This window comes from Bradyrhizobium niftali, assembly GCF_004571025.1.
Taxonomy (GTDB): Bacteria; Pseudomonadota; Alphaproteobacteria; order Rhizobiales; family Xanthobacteraceae; genus Bradyrhizobium; species Bradyrhizobium niftali.
The window spans coordinates 1-13,372 of sequence record NZ_SPQT01000014.1 but is presented as its reverse complement, the minus strand read 5'-3'; the positions used below and the strand labels follow the sequence as shown (position 1 = coordinate 13,372).

At 66.3% G+C, this 13,372-nt stretch carries 11 protein-coding genes; 10 read left to right on the top strand and 1 reads right to left on the bottom strand.

Annotated features, from left to right (window positions below; all coding sequences use genetic code 11):
* The first annotated feature begins 8 nt into the window (after window positions 1-8).
* The 6 genes from soxB to E4K65_RS23025 all read left to right on the top strand — a co-directional run bounded on the left by soxB (window position 9) and on the right by E4K65_RS23025 (window position 7,078).
* Window positions 9-1,760 carry a thiosulfohydrolase SoxB gene (gene soxB / locus E4K65_RS23050; protein ID WP_167771057.1) on the top strand — a complete coding sequence of 584 codons (1,752 nt, stop codon included), beginning with the start codon at window positions 9-11 and terminating at the stop codon, window positions 1,758-1,760.
* Window positions 1,757-2,215 carry a DsrE family protein gene (locus E4K65_RS23045; protein WP_135176117.1) on the top strand — a complete coding sequence of 153 codons (459 nt, stop codon included), beginning with the start codon at window positions 1,757-1,759 and terminating at the stop codon, window positions 2,213-2,215. The genes soxB and E4K65_RS23045 overlap by 4 nt, the downstream gene beginning before the upstream one ends.
* Window positions 2,216-2,505: 290 nt before the next feature.
* On the top strand, window positions 2,506-3,543 hold the full coding sequence (locus tag E4K65_RS23040) for an MBL fold metallo-hydrolase (protein WP_027542233.1): 1,038 nt from the start codon (window positions 2,506-2,508) through the stop codon (window positions 3,541-3,543).
* A gap of 89 nt (window positions 3,544-3,632) precedes the next feature.
* Entirely contained in the window at window positions 3,633-3,815 is a 183-nt protein-coding gene (locus tag E4K65_RS23035) for a hypothetical protein (RefSeq protein WP_027542232.1), read from the top strand.
* Between the two features lie 159 nt (window positions 3,816-3,974).
* Entirely contained in the window at window positions 3,975-5,180 is a 1,206-nt protein-coding gene (locus tag E4K65_RS23030) for an MFS transporter (RefSeq protein WP_135176115.1), read from the top strand.
* Window positions 5,181-5,359: 179 nt separating this feature from the next.
* Window positions 5,360-7,078: an N-acyl-D-amino-acid deacylase family protein gene (locus E4K65_RS23025; RefSeq protein ID WP_135176114.1), complete on the top strand. Its 1,719-nt coding sequence runs from the start codon at window positions 5,360-5,362 to the stop codon at window positions 7,076-7,078.
* A gap of 215 nt (window positions 7,079-7,293) precedes the next feature.
* Here E4K65_RS23025 and E4K65_RS23020 read toward each other — a convergent pair whose 3' ends face one another.
* Window positions 7,294-8,628 carry an MFS transporter gene (locus E4K65_RS23020; protein WP_135176113.1) on the bottom strand — a complete coding sequence of 445 codons (1,335 nt, stop codon included), beginning with the start codon at window positions 8,626-8,628 and terminating at the stop codon, window positions 7,294-7,296.
* A gap of 143 nt (window positions 8,629-8,771) precedes the next feature.
* Here E4K65_RS23020 and E4K65_RS23015 point away from each other — a divergent pair, with 143 nt between their 5' ends.
* From E4K65_RS23015 to E4K65_RS23000, 4 genes are read left to right on the top strand one after another with little or no spacing between them, the layout of a single operon-like run.
* Window positions 8,772-9,425, top strand: a complete 654-nt coding sequence (locus E4K65_RS23015) for an ABC transporter ATP-binding protein (protein WP_027542228.1) — start codon at window positions 8,772-8,774, stop codon at window positions 9,423-9,425.
* Complete coding sequence (locus E4K65_RS23010; protein ID WP_135176112.1) at window positions 9,422-11,884, top strand: ABC transporter permease; 2,463 nt, start codon at window positions 9,422-9,424, stop codon at window positions 11,882-11,884. The genes E4K65_RS23015 and E4K65_RS23010 overlap by 4 nt, the downstream gene beginning before the upstream one ends.
* Window positions 11,874-12,956, top strand: a complete 1,083-nt coding sequence (locus E4K65_RS23005; RefSeq protein WP_135176111.1) for a lipocalin-like domain-containing protein — start codon at window positions 11,874-11,876, stop codon at window positions 12,954-12,956. The genes E4K65_RS23010 and E4K65_RS23005 overlap by 11 nt, the downstream gene beginning before the upstream one ends.
* Before the next feature lie 27 nt (window positions 12,957-12,983).
* Complete coding sequence (locus tag E4K65_RS23000; protein ID WP_135176110.1) at window positions 12,984-13,370, top strand: MAPEG family protein; 387 nt, start codon at window positions 12,984-12,986, stop codon at window positions 13,368-13,370.
* Window positions 13,371-13,372: the final 2 nt, after the last annotated feature.

The window sequence follows — 13,372 nt, the reverse complement described above, 5'->3', positions numbered from 1 at the left end:
GATTCTGGATGGCGATCCGCCGCCGTGATTTCCTGAAGAGTGCAGGCGTTGCCGCGGCATCGCTCAGCCTGCCGCGGCTCGCGCGCGGCACTGAAGCGGCGAGCATCTACGACATCGAGCGTTTCGGCCGTGCGCGGATCCTGCACATCACCGATACGCATGCGCAGCTCAATCCGGTGTATTTCCGCGAGCCGAGCGTGAATATCGGCATCGGCGACATGGCAGGGCGACCACCGCATCTGGTCGGACGCGCCTTCCTGGAGCGCTTCAACATCCGGCCCGACAGCGCCGATGCCTATGCCTTCACCTGCTTCGAGTTCGAGAAATCCGCGGTCCGCTTCGGCAAGCTCGGCGGCTTTGCTCATCTGAAGACGCTGATCGACCGCTTGCGCGGCGACGTCGGCGAAAACCACTCGCTGCTCGTCGATGGCGGCGACCTCTGGCAGGGCACGGGACTCGCCAACGTCATGCAGGGCCGCGACATGGTCGAGGTCGCCAATCTGCTCGGCATCGAAGCGATGACCGGGCATTGGGAATTCACCTATGGCGAGCAGGCGCTGCGCGACAATCTCGAGCGCTTCAAGGGCGAGTTCCTGGCGCAGAACGTATTCCTGACCGAGGAAGCCGCGTTCAACGACGCCGCCGCCTTCGACAAGGCCACGGGGCGCGTCTTCAAGCCCTCCGTCATCAAGGAGCTCGGCGGTCACCGCGTCGCGATCGTCGGCCAGGCCTTCCCTTACGTGCCGATCGCGCATCCAAAACGGTTCACGCCGGACTGGACCTTCGGCATCCGCGAGGAAGAGCTTCAGAAGCATGTCGATAACTTGCGCAACGCCGAGAAGGTCGATGCCGTCATCCTGCTTTCGCACAACGGCATGGACGTCGACCTCAAGCTCGCAAGCCGCGTCACCGGCATCGACGTCATCCTCGGCGGTCACACCCATGACGCCGTGCCGCAGCCGATTCCCGTGAAGAACGCCAGCGGGACCACGCTCGTCACCAATGCCGGCTCCAACGGGAAATTCCTGGGCGTGCTCGATCTCGCGCTCGACAAGGGCAAGGTCAGCGACGTCAAATATCATCTGCTGCCGGTCTATTCCGAGCTGCTGAAGCCTGATCCTGCGATGGCCGAGCTGATCGGCCGGGTTCGTGCGCCGCACGTGGCCGACTGGTCGGAGAAGATCGCAACGCCCGACCGGCTGCTCTATCGCCGCGGCAATTTCACCGGCCCGGTCGACGAGCTGATCTGCTCGGCGCTGCGCACCGAGCTCGATGCCCAGATCGCATTGTCGCCGGGCTTCCGCTGGGGCGTTACCGCACTATCCGGCCAGGCGCTGACCATGGAGGATGTGCTCGCGGAAACCGCGATCAGCTATCCCGAGACCTATGTGCAGGAGATGACCGGCGCGCAGATCAAGGACGTGCTGGAGGACATCTGCGACAATCTCTTCAACGCCGATCCCTACTACCAGCAGGGCGGCGACATGGTGCGCGCCGGCGGCCTCAGCTACACCTGCACGCCGGCGGGCGCGATCGGCGGCCGCATCTCGGAGCTGAAGCTCAATGACGGCAAGGCGATCAGCGCCAACCACCGCTACAAGGTCGCGGGCTGGGCCTCGGTCAACGGCCAGCAGGGCGCGCCGGTGTGGGACGTGGTGGCCAGATATTTGCGCTCGGGCCGGATGCTTCAGGAGCGGCTCGGCTCCGGCGTCACGCTGAAGGGCGTCGAGGACAATCCCGGGATTGCAGGACAGGGATGAGGCGCTTGCAAATGTTTCGCGCGCTGATGCTGGCGCTGCTCGCCTTAGCCGCGACGCCGCCGGCTCTTGCGCAGCAGGTGCCGCCTCAGGACAAGCCGTTCGCCGAGCACAGGATCGTGCTCCAGCTCTCCGACGGCGATGCCCGGAAGCAGGCGCTGGTGCTGAGCGTCGCCAACAATCTGCTGAAGGCCTACGACCCCGACAAGGTCGCGATCGAGGTGGTGGCGTTCGGCCCCGGCATCGACCTGCTGCTGCCGGGCAGCGAGCGCCGCAAGCAGGTCGAGAGCCTGATCGCGCAAGGCGTGCGCTTCGACATCTGCCTCAACACCGTCGACACGATCGAGCGGGAGACGGGCAAGCGGCCCGAGTTCATCTCAGCCGCCACCCCGGTGCAGGTCGGGGTCGGGCAGATCCTGTTCCTGGCGGAGAACGGGTACACGGTGGTGCGACCGTAGGAGTGCCGCGTCCGGGGGCGACGTGCGGGACGACGCTCGAGAGCCGTCATGGGCGCTATGGCGCCGCCTCACCCACCGCTGTCATTCCCCGCTACCGGGGCTCGCCGAAGGCGAGACCCGGTAGCGGGCGATGACAGCGAGTGTGACGTGCCAGCCCCCAAACCCCACCCCGAGCCTCATCACGCGGAATGAAAATCTTCCAATTTTTCTTATTTTTGCAGTGCATTACTTCTCTTTTTGGCCCGCGGCGTAGTAGAATCTCGAAATCAGCTCCACGCCGGGGTCTTGCCATGATCTTCCGCCAGCTCTTCGACAGTGTTTCGGGCACCTACAGCTACGTCCTTGCCAGCCGCCCTGGCGGCGAGGCGCTGATCCTCGATCCCGTGCTGGAGAAGGTCGACCGCTATTGCCAATTGCTGCGCGAGCTCGACCTCAAGCTGGTCAAGGCGGTCGACACCCACCTTCATGCCGACCACGTCACCGGGCTCGGCGAGCTGCGCGACCGCACCCATTGCATGACCGTGATGGGCGACCAGACCAAGGCCGACGTGGTGGCGATGCGGGTCGCCGACGGCGACAAGGTGACGATCGAGGGGCTGTCGCTCGACGTGATGTACACGCCCGGCCACACCGACGATTCCTATTCCTACCTGATGGGCGACCGCGTCTTCACCGGCGACACGCTGCTGATCCGCGGCACCGGCCGCACCGATTTCCAGAACGGCTCCTCGCGCGCACAGTACGATTCGATCTTCAACCGCCTGCTCAAGCTGCCGGACGAGACGATGGTGTTCCCGGCGCATGACTACAAGGGCGACACCGTCTCCACCATCGGCGAGGAGAAGCGCTACAATCCGCGGCTCCAGGTGCGCTCGGTCGACGAATATATCGAGCTGATGGCGAACCTGAAGCTGCCCAATCCGAAGATGATGGACGTGGCGGTGCCCGCCAACATGCGCGTCGGCCTGCATCAGGAGGAGCTGGAGAAGGAGGGCCGCGCGCTGAGCGCTGGCGAGGCGATCCGCATCCTCGGCCGGCCTGACATCCTGCTGGTCGATCTGCGCGAGACCAACGAGCGCGCCAAGCACGGCATGCTCGAAGGCGCGCTGCACACGCCCTATCCGTCCGTCGAGGAGAGCCTGAAGCCCGGCGGCATGCTGCGCGAGGTCGCGGCCGCCACCGGCCGCCGCGTCGTGTTCTTCTGCGCCTTCGGCGAACGCTCGGCGATGGCTGTCGCGGCGGCGAAGGAAGCGGGCCTCGCCAATACCGCCCATATCGCCGGCGGCATCGATGCCTGGAAGAAGGCGGGCGGGCCGGTGGTGCACTGACGGCCCGGCGCGCCATTCTTGAGATAAGTCGGGCGCTGCCCACATATTGCGACTAGGATCGGATGCAGCATCACCATCCGGGAACAGCCATGGCCAAGATCGCCAACAAGACCGCCAAGCCGAGCGAGCCGCCCAAGACTGCCAGCGAGAAGCTGGCGGACAACAAGGCGAAGAAGCCGCTGCCGCGCGACCTCGACGACGACGATTACGAAGACGGCGACATCGCAACACCGAAGCGTGACCGGTACGGTCCCGATGACGAGCCGTTGTGAGGGGCGTTCGGTGTGCGTTTGGCTGCACGCTCACGCACAATCCTCCGCCGGAACGACGTATAGCGCCCCGCCCGCGCTACCTGCCATGCGCCTGCGTTCATGGACAAATAACCGCTGTCCCCGATAGTTTGCGCTCCCCCAGGGAGTGAAACTACCGCAATGGTCGACGTTCTCGCCGCACCGCAGCAAGGCAAGGCGGACAGCGCGCTGCGCACGCTGACGGGAATCTCGATCGCGCATTGGGTCAGCCATTTCCATCTGCTGGTCCTGCCGATGCTGTTCCCGTTCCTGAAGGAGCGGCTCGGCGTCGGCTATGTCGAGCTCGGCTTCGCGCTGACCACGCTTGCGGTCGTATCGGGCCTGACGCAGGCGCCGACCGGCTATCTCGTCGACCATTTTGGCGCGCGCAGGATCTTGCTGGTCGGGCTCACGCTCGGTGGCCTCGCGCTGATCCTGCTCGGCCTGCATTTGAGCTACGCCTCGCTGATCGCCTGCGCCGTGCTGCTCGGACTCGCCAATAGCGTCTATCACCCCGCCGATTACGCGATCCTCGCCGAGCACATGGACGAGGCGCGGATGGGCCGCGCCTTCTCGATCCACACCTTTGCCGGCTATCTCGGCGGTGCCGTGACGCCGGCGATCGTCGCCGCGCTGGTCACCGTATCCGGCGGTGTCGGTGCGCTGATCGCATCGGGCGCGATCGCGATTCTGGTGGCACTGCTGCTGGTGGCCATGGGCATCCCCGAGGCCGGCGCACACAAGAAAAAGCCGGGCAACGAAACCGCGCCGAAGCAGGCCGTGATCACGCCGGCGCTGATCACCCTGACCGCGCTGTTCATGCTGCTCAGCCTGTCGGTGGCCGGCATCAACAATTTCGGCGTGGTGGCGCTGATGAGCGGCTACGGCGCTTCCTATTCGATCGCCAACGTCGCACTGACCGCGTTCCTCGCCGCCAGCGCCGCGGGCGTGCTCGCGGGCGGCTTCCTCGCCGACCACACCGAGCGTCACGGCTATGTCGCCGCCGCCTGCTTTGCCGCGAATGCGGCGATCGTGCTCTTGATCGCACTGGTGACGATGCCCGGCTGGGCTTTGACCGCGACGATGACGGCGGCGGGCTTCCTCTCCGGCGTGATCGCGCCCTCGCGGGACATGCTGGTGCGCAATGCGGCTCCTGCCGGCGCGGCCGGCCGCGCCTTCGGCATCGTCTCCACCGGCTTCAATCTCGGCGGCATCGTCAGCCCGCTGCTGTTCGGCTGGATCATGGACCAAAGCGCGCCGCACTGGGTGTTCGGCGCCTCCGTGATCTTCATGGTGGCGACCGTGGTGCTGTCGCCGTTCACGGAGCGGAAGCCTGCCAAGGCGTAGCTACGAATTTTATCGTCGTCCCGGCGAAGGCCGGGACCCATAACCACAGGGAGAAGTTGTAGCGCGAGACTAGTCACTCCGAGTCTTCGCCAAACATCTCCCTGTGGTTATGGGTCCCGGATCGGCGCGCGCTTGTCCGGGACGACGAAAAGAAACAAAACAAAACGGGAAGAAACCTCATGACCAATCCTGATCTCGTGATCCGCGGCGGCACCGTCGCGGATGGAAGCGGCGGCGAATTGTTCGAGGCCGATGTCGCCATCACCGCCGGCAGGATCACCGAGGTCGGGAAGATCTCCGCGAAGGGACAAGAGGAAATCGACGCGCGCGGCAAGCTGGTGACGCCGGGCTTCGTCGACGTCCACACCCATTATGACGGGCAGGTCACCTGGAGCCAGGACATGACGCCGTCGTCGCAGAACGGCGTCACCACGGCGATCATGGGCAATTGCGGCGTGGGCTTTGCGCCATGCAAGCCTGCCGACCACACCCGCCTGATCCAGCTGATGGAAGGCGTCGAGGACATTCCCGAGCCGGTGCTGAGCGCCGGCATTCCCTGGGCCTGGGAGAGTTTTCCGGACTACATGAACTGGCTGTCCAGGCGCGATTTCGACATCGATGTCGGCGCGCAATTGCCGCATGCGGCGCTACGGGTCTATGTGATGGGCGAGCGCGGCGCGCGCCGCGATCCGTCCACGGCGGAAGACAATGCGGCGATGGCAAAGCTCGCGGGCGAGGCGGTGCGCTCCGGCGCGCTCGGCTTCTCGACCTCGCGCACGCTCAATCACCGTACCTCGACCGGCGACTTCACGCCGACCTTGAAGGCCGGCGAGGACGAGCTCACCGCGATTGCCGGCGCGATGCACCGCGAAGGCCGCAGCGTGCTGCAATTCGTGCTCGATCTCTCCACCATTCACGAAGACCTGCCGATGATGCTGCGGGTGGCTGATGCCACGAAGTGCCCGATCTCGTTCTCGATCACGCAGAACGACAAGGCGCCGCAGCGCTGGCGCCAGACGCTGGACGAGATCAATGCCGCGGCCAGGCGCGGCCTCTCCATCACCGCGCAGATCGCGGCGCGCCCGGTCGGCCTGCTGCTCGGCCTCGAGCTGTCGCGCAATCCGTTCCAGACCCATCCGAGCTACGCGCGAATCGCGCATCTGCCGCTGAGAGAGCGACTGGCGTGGCTGCATCAGAGCGAGGTCCGCCAGGCGATCCTGAGCGAGACGGCGACCGCGACCGACGATCCGCTGTTCTTCCGGCCCAACTACGACAAGATGTTCCTGCTCGGCGATCCCCCCGATTACGAGCAGCCGCCGGAGAACGCGCTCGGCCCGCAGGCGCGCAAGCAGGGACGGCGGCCCGAGGAGCTCGCCTACGACGCGATGCTGTCGGACGAAGGCCGCGGCATGCTCTACGTGCCGTTCCTCAACTATGCCGACGGCAATCTCGATGCGACGCGCGAGATGCTGATCGATCCGCAATCGGTGCCGGGCCTGTCCGACGGCGGCGCGCATTGCGGCATCATCTGCGATGCGAGCTTCCCGACCTATCTGCTGACGCACTGGACGCGCGACCGCAAGCGCGGCGAGAAGCTCACCATCCCGTTCGTGGTCGCGGCGCAGTCACGCAAGACCGCGCTCTCGGTCGGCCTCACCGATCGCGGATTGATCGCGCCCGGCTACAAGGCCGACGTCAACGTGATCGACTATGACCGCCTGCATCTGCATCCGCCGAAGGTGCATTACGATCTGCCGGTCGGCGGACGGCGGCTGTTGCAGGACGTCGACGGCTATGAGGCGACCATCGTGTCGGGCGTGGTGACGCGGCGGCACGGCGAGGCGTCAGGGCGTCGGCCGGGGAAGCTGATTCGGGGCGCGCAGGGGGTGGTGAACTAGCGAGGACTGCGCCTGAGGCGCGAAAGCCGCGCTTCACTCTCGCTGTCGTCCCGGCGAAGGCCGGGACCCATAACCACAACTGTTAGCTATACGCGGAGCTACCCACTCCGAGTCTTCGCCAAACTTCTCCCTGGGGGTATGGGTCCCGGCCCCCGTGCGCAATTGCGCACTAGGCCGGGACGACGATTGTGTTTGTGGCGGGCTTTTGGAGCCCCTTACGTCGGCGACACCACACCCTTCAGCGCCGCTGCCTTCGGGGCGGCACCGCGCGTCAGCCTGGCCTTTTCACTGTTCGGCCAGAGCAGGAGCAGGCCGAGCAGGCCGGAGCCGACCATGATCACGGCGTTGATGGTGAAGCCGGTCATGTAGCCGTCGAGCATGCTGCCGGCGCGCTGGATCACGGTGCCCATCACGGCGGGCGCGATGATGCCCGAGAGCGTGTAGAGCGCGCCGTAGATCGCCAGGATCGCGCCGCGTTGCGACGATGGCGTGAATTCGCCGAGCATGGGCGGGCAGACGACGTAGATCGCGCCGCACAAGCCCGTTCCGATCACGAGCAAGGTGAGCTGAAGGGCGGCGCCCTGGACGTGCGGCATCGTGGCCAGGATCAGGCCGCCGATGACCAGCGGCACGGAGCCGAGCACGCCGCGGGCGACGCGCGTGGTCGAGCCGCGGGCCATCATCAATTGCGAGATCCAGCCCGTCAGGATCACGATGGTGGCGCCGAACACCCAAGGCAGGGTCGAAATCCAGCCGGCCTGGCTCTGCGAGAAGCCGAGGCCCTTGATGATGAACGGCGTGAACCAGGTCAGCCCGAGCGACAGCGCCCAATAAGCCCCGAAGGTCGCCGCGACGCAGCCGACGAAGGTGCGCGAGGTGAGAAGCTGAAGATAGGGAATCTTCGTCTCGGTGACGGCAAGGGCCTGCGTGTCCTCCAGCGGACCTTCCTTGCCGAGCGCGAGCCAGGCACAGACCCAGATCAGGCCGACGACGCCGAGCGCGCCGAATGCGTAGTGCCAGGAGTGATTGACGATGACCCAGTTCAGCGCCGGCACCGCCAGGATGACGCCGAAGGCCGAGCCCTGCGACAGGATCGCAGTCGGCAGCGTGCGCTTCTCGTCGGGGAACCATTTGTAGATGGCGTGCGCGGCGACCGAGAAGGCCGGGCCTTCGCCGGCGCCCAGCACGATGCGGCAGATCAGCAGCGTGGTGAAGGAGACGGTGCCGACCATCGGAAACTGTGCCAGCGCCCAGACCACCGCGAGCGACAGCAGCACCCAGCGCGTCGGCACCTTGTTGACGATGAAGCCGACCACGATGGCCGAGATCGAGAACAGGAAGAAGAACGAGGAGCCGAGCAGGCCGAACTGCTCCGGAGTGAGCTTGAGGTCCGTCATGATCGGCACGCCGGCGAGGCCGACCACGATCTTGTCGGCGAAGTTCACCAGCATGAAGAGAAACAGCAGAAAGGTGACCGTCCAGGCGCCCTTCGGTGTTTCCCCGGATGTCGTCGTCTTGCCCGCCACCATGGGCGTTCCCTGAGCGCTCATCGTTCTCCCCGTGTCTTTTTGGCAGTTTTTTGATTTGGCCGTTGTTGGAGCTAACAACGGCTTCGACGGCAACGCAACCCCGGCATTTCCGGTGCAGGTGTGCTACGCAGCATTTCCGTTAATTCCGTCCGGCGCCATTCATCGTGCTGAGCATCCGAAATCTCTCCAAGACGTTCTCCGCGGCCGCCGAACCGGTCCACGTGCTGCGCGGCGTCGACCTTGACCTCAAGGCCGGCGAACGCGTCGCGCTGACCGGCGAATCCGGTAGCGGCAAGAGCACGCTGCTGCACCTGATCGCAGGGCTCGACGCCGCCGACGGCGGCTCGATCCGGCTCGAGGACACCGAGGTCACCAAGCTGTCGGACGCGGGACGCGCGAGCCTGCGGCGCGACCGGATCGGCCTCGTATTCCAGCAGTACAACCTGATCCCGAGCCTGTCGGTCGCGGACAATCTGGCTTTCCAGGCGCGGATCGCCGGCCGGCATGACGCGGCCTGGTCCAGGGAGCTGGTCGAACGGCTCGGGCTCGGCACCCTCTTGACGCGCTATCCCGAGCAATTGTCCGGCGGCCAGCAGCAGCGCGTCGCGATCGGCCGGGCGCTGGCGACAAAACCCTCGCTGCTGCTCGCGGACGAGCCGACCGGCAATCTGGACGAAGCGACCGCCGAGGACGTGCTGGCGCTGACGCGCGACCTCGTCACGCGCACCGGCTGCGGCTTCCTGATGGTGACGCACAGCCTGCATCTGGCCGCTACGCTCGACCGCCACCTCACCCTGCATGCGGGGCGGATCACATGAAGCGCGCGCTGTGGGTCCTCGCGGTGCTCCTGAGCCATTGGCGGCGGCACAGGATGCAGTTCGCGACGCTTCTGATCGGGCTGATCGCCGCAACCGCGCTGTGGAGCGGCGTGCAGGCGATCAACCAGCAGGCCCGCAATGCCTATGACCGCGCCGCGGCGACGTTCGGCGGCGCGCGCACGGCGATGCTGGTCGCGCCAGATGCGGCGACCTTTTCGCAAGACCTGTTCGTCAAGCTTCGCCGCGCGGGCTGGCCGGTCTCGCCGGTGCTGGAAGGCCGCGTCCAGATCAACGGGCGCTCGGTGCGGCTGCTCGGCATCGAGCCGGTCACGCTGCCGGTGGATGTCGGCAACGCGCCGCGCCTTGGTGCTTCGGATTTGAGCAGCTTCGTCGCGCCGCCCGGCCGGACGCTGGTGGCGAAGGAGACGCTGAGCGATTTGCAGGAGCAGGAAGGCGCGGCGCCGCCGATCAGCAGCGGCGCAAAGCTGCCGCCACTGCACGTGCAGCCACAGCTCGTGCCCGGCGTGCTGGTGGTCGATATCGGCGTGGCGCAGAAGCTGCTGAACAAGCCGGACCAGGTGTCTCGCCTCCTGATCGGCAAGCCGAAGGGCAAGCCCGCGCCGCTGGCGAGCGTCGTCGGTGACCGGCTGCAACGGATCGAGCCGAATGCGGAGACGGAGCTGGAGCGCCTCACCGACAGTTTTCATCTCAACCTCACCGCCTTCGGCCTGTTGTCGTTCTTCGTCGGCCTCTTCATTGTCAACTCGGCCGTCGGGCTCGCCTTCGAGCAGCGGCTGCCGATGCTGCGCACGTTGCGGGCCTGCGGCGCCTCGGCGCGGCTGGTCAACACGGTGCTGGTGATCGAGCTGGTGGCGCTGGCGCTGGTCGCCGGACTGATCGGGCTCGTCTGCGGCTATTTCATCGCGGCTGCGCTGTTGCCCGACGTCGCGGCGTCGCTGCGCGGGCTCTATGGCGCGCAGATCCCGGGGCAACTCACGCTGCGGCCCGAATGGTGGCTCGCGGGCATCGGCATCAGCGTTGCCGGCGCGCTTGTTGCGGCGGCGACCAGCCTGATCAAGGCAATCCGGATGCCGGTGCTGGCCACGGCGCAGCCATACGCCTGGCAGCAGAGGCAGCGCCGCTGGCTGATCCTGCAAAGCATTGCGGCATGCATGGTGTTCGCGGTCGCGCTGCTGCTGCTTCGCTATGGCGAGTCGCTGATCGCAGGCTTTGGCGTGCTGGCGGCGCTGATGCTGGGCGCGGCACTGATCCTGCCGGCTTTCCTCGACATCATCCTGCGCGTGGGCCAGCGCGCAGCGCGAGGACCGCTCGCGCTGTGGTTCTGGGCCGACAGCCGGCAGCAGCTCTCCGGGCTGTCGCTGGCGCTGATGGCGCTGCTGCTCGCGCTCGCCGTCAATGTCGGCGTCTCCACCATGGTGGAAACGTTCAGCCGCACTTTTGTCGGCTGGCTCAACGGACGGCTCGCGGCCGACGTCTACATCAGCGCCTCCGACAATGCGCAAGCTGTCGCGATCCGGAACTGGCTGAAGGAGCGCAGCGAGGTTCAAGCCATTCTCTCGGGCGGCCGCGCCGAGACGCAAGTTCAGGGCCAGCCGGTGGAGCTGTTCGGCCTGCCCGATCACGCACTCTATCGCGAGCGCTGGCCGCTGCTGGAGACTGCGACGCGCGCCTGGACCCGGCTCGTGCCGGGCAATGCCGCCTTCATCAGCGAGCAGTTGAGCCGGCGGCTGAACGTTCGGGTCGGCGACGTCGTCGAGGTGCCGGCGCCGGGCGGGACCTGGGAGCTCGACATCGTCGGCATCTATGCCGATTACGGCAATCCCAAGGGACAGCTCGCCGTGAACGTCGCGGCGCTGATCCGGCAATTTCCGCAGACGCCGCAGACGCGGATCGGGCTCATTGTCCCACGAGACAAGATTTCGGGCCTGATCGCGGCCTTGCAGAAGCAGTTTGCGCTCGACGACCGTAGCGTTGCCGACCAGGCGACGGTGAAGGCGGAGTCGATCCGGATCTTCAACCGCACCTTTGCGGTGACGTCGGCGCTGAATGCCTTCACGCTCGGTGTGGCCGGCATCGCGCTGCTGACCAGCCTTTTGACGCTGGCCAACTCCCGCCTGCCGCAGCTTGCGCCGCTGTGGGCGGTCGGCATCACGCGGCCACGCCTCGCCGCAATCGAGCTGACCAAGACGCTGTCGGTGGCGCTGTTCACCTCGCTGCTGGCCGTGCCGCTCGGACTGCTCGTGGCGTGGTGCCTGATCGCGATCGTCAATGTGAAGGCGTTCGGCTGGCGGCTGCCGTTCCATGTGTTTCCGCTGCAACTCGTCGAGCTGGTCGCGGTCGCGCTGGTCGCCTCTCTGCTTGCCGCAGCGCTGCCGGTCGCGCGGCTGGCGCGGATGCAGCCGGCAGACCTCGTCAAGGTGTTTGCCAATGAGCGCTGACAAGATCTCGCGGCGCGCGTTTGCCGGCGGCATTGCCTCGCTCGCTCTTGCGCGCCACGCCGGCGCGCAAGGCTATGCCGGGCTCGGCGAGACCGCCGACGGCTTTGCGAAGGTCACGCCGGGGAAGACGTTCACGTTTCCCGCCGATCACGGGCCGCATCCGGAGTTTCGCATCGAGTGGTGGTATCTCACGGCGAACCTCGTCGACAGCCGAGGCGCACCTTGCGGCCTGCAATGGACGCTGTTCCGCCAGGCGGCACAGCCGGGACCGCAAGGGGAAGGCTGGGCCAATCAGCAAATCTGGATGGCGCATGCCGCGGTGACGCGCGCCGACACCCATCGCTTCAGCGAGCTGTTTTCGCGCGGCGGGATCGGGCAGGCCGGCGTCACGGCACAGCCGTTCGCTGCGTGGATCGACGATTGGGAGATGAAGGGTCTTGATCGCACCGACGATCGCACACTGGCGCCGCTGACGGTGAAGGCCTCCGGCCCCGACTTCAGCTATGCGCTCACGTTGGAAGCCGATCGTGCGGTCGCATTGCAGGGCGATGGCGGCTTCAGCCGCAAATCCGAGCGCGGCCAGGCCTCCTACTATTACAGCCAGCCGTTCTACCGCGCGCGCGGCACGCTCGCCATCGACGACAAGCCGGTCGATGTGTCGGGGCAGGCCTGGATGGACCGCGAGTGGAGCAGCCAGCCGCTCGACGCCGACCAGACCGGCTGGGACTGGCTGTCGCTGCATCTTGCATCCGGCGACAAGCTGATGCTGTACCGGCTGCGGCAGAAGGACGGCAAGGACTATCCGTTCGGCAACTGGATCACCGCCACCGGCAGCACGCAGATGATCGCGGGTAGCGACATCCAGATGACGCCGAAGGCAACCGCCGAGGTCGCGGGACGCAAGCTGCCGGTGGAATGGCAGATCGCGATCCCCTCGCGCTCGTTCTCGATTTCCTGCAAGCCGCTCAATCCGGGGGCCTGGATGGGGACCGGCTTCTCCTATTGGGAAGGGCCGATCAGCTTTGCCGGCACGCATGACGGTGTTGGCTATCTCGAGCTGACCGGGTATTGAAGCGCGACCTCTTCAAGGAAGCGAGCGATGTATCACCTCACCGCCCTCGTCACGCTGCTGGCGATTGCATTTTACCTCTTCACCTGCATCAACGTGTCACGCTCGCGCACCAAGACCGGCGTCAAGGTGCCGGCGATGTCGGGCCATCCGGATTTCGAGCGCGCCTTCCGTATCCAGATGAACACGCTGGAATGGATGCCGATTGTCCTGCCCTCGCTCTGGCTGTTCGCGATCTACATCAGCGACGCCGTCGCAGCCGGGATCGGCGCGCTCTGGATCGCCGGCCGCATCGTCTATTTCATCGGCTATTCGAAGGCCGCCGCAAAGCGCGGCCCGGGCTTCCTGATCCAGGGCATCGCAGCCATTGCGCTGTGGGTGGGGGCGATCGGGGCGGTGGTGTTGCGGGTGGTGTGAGG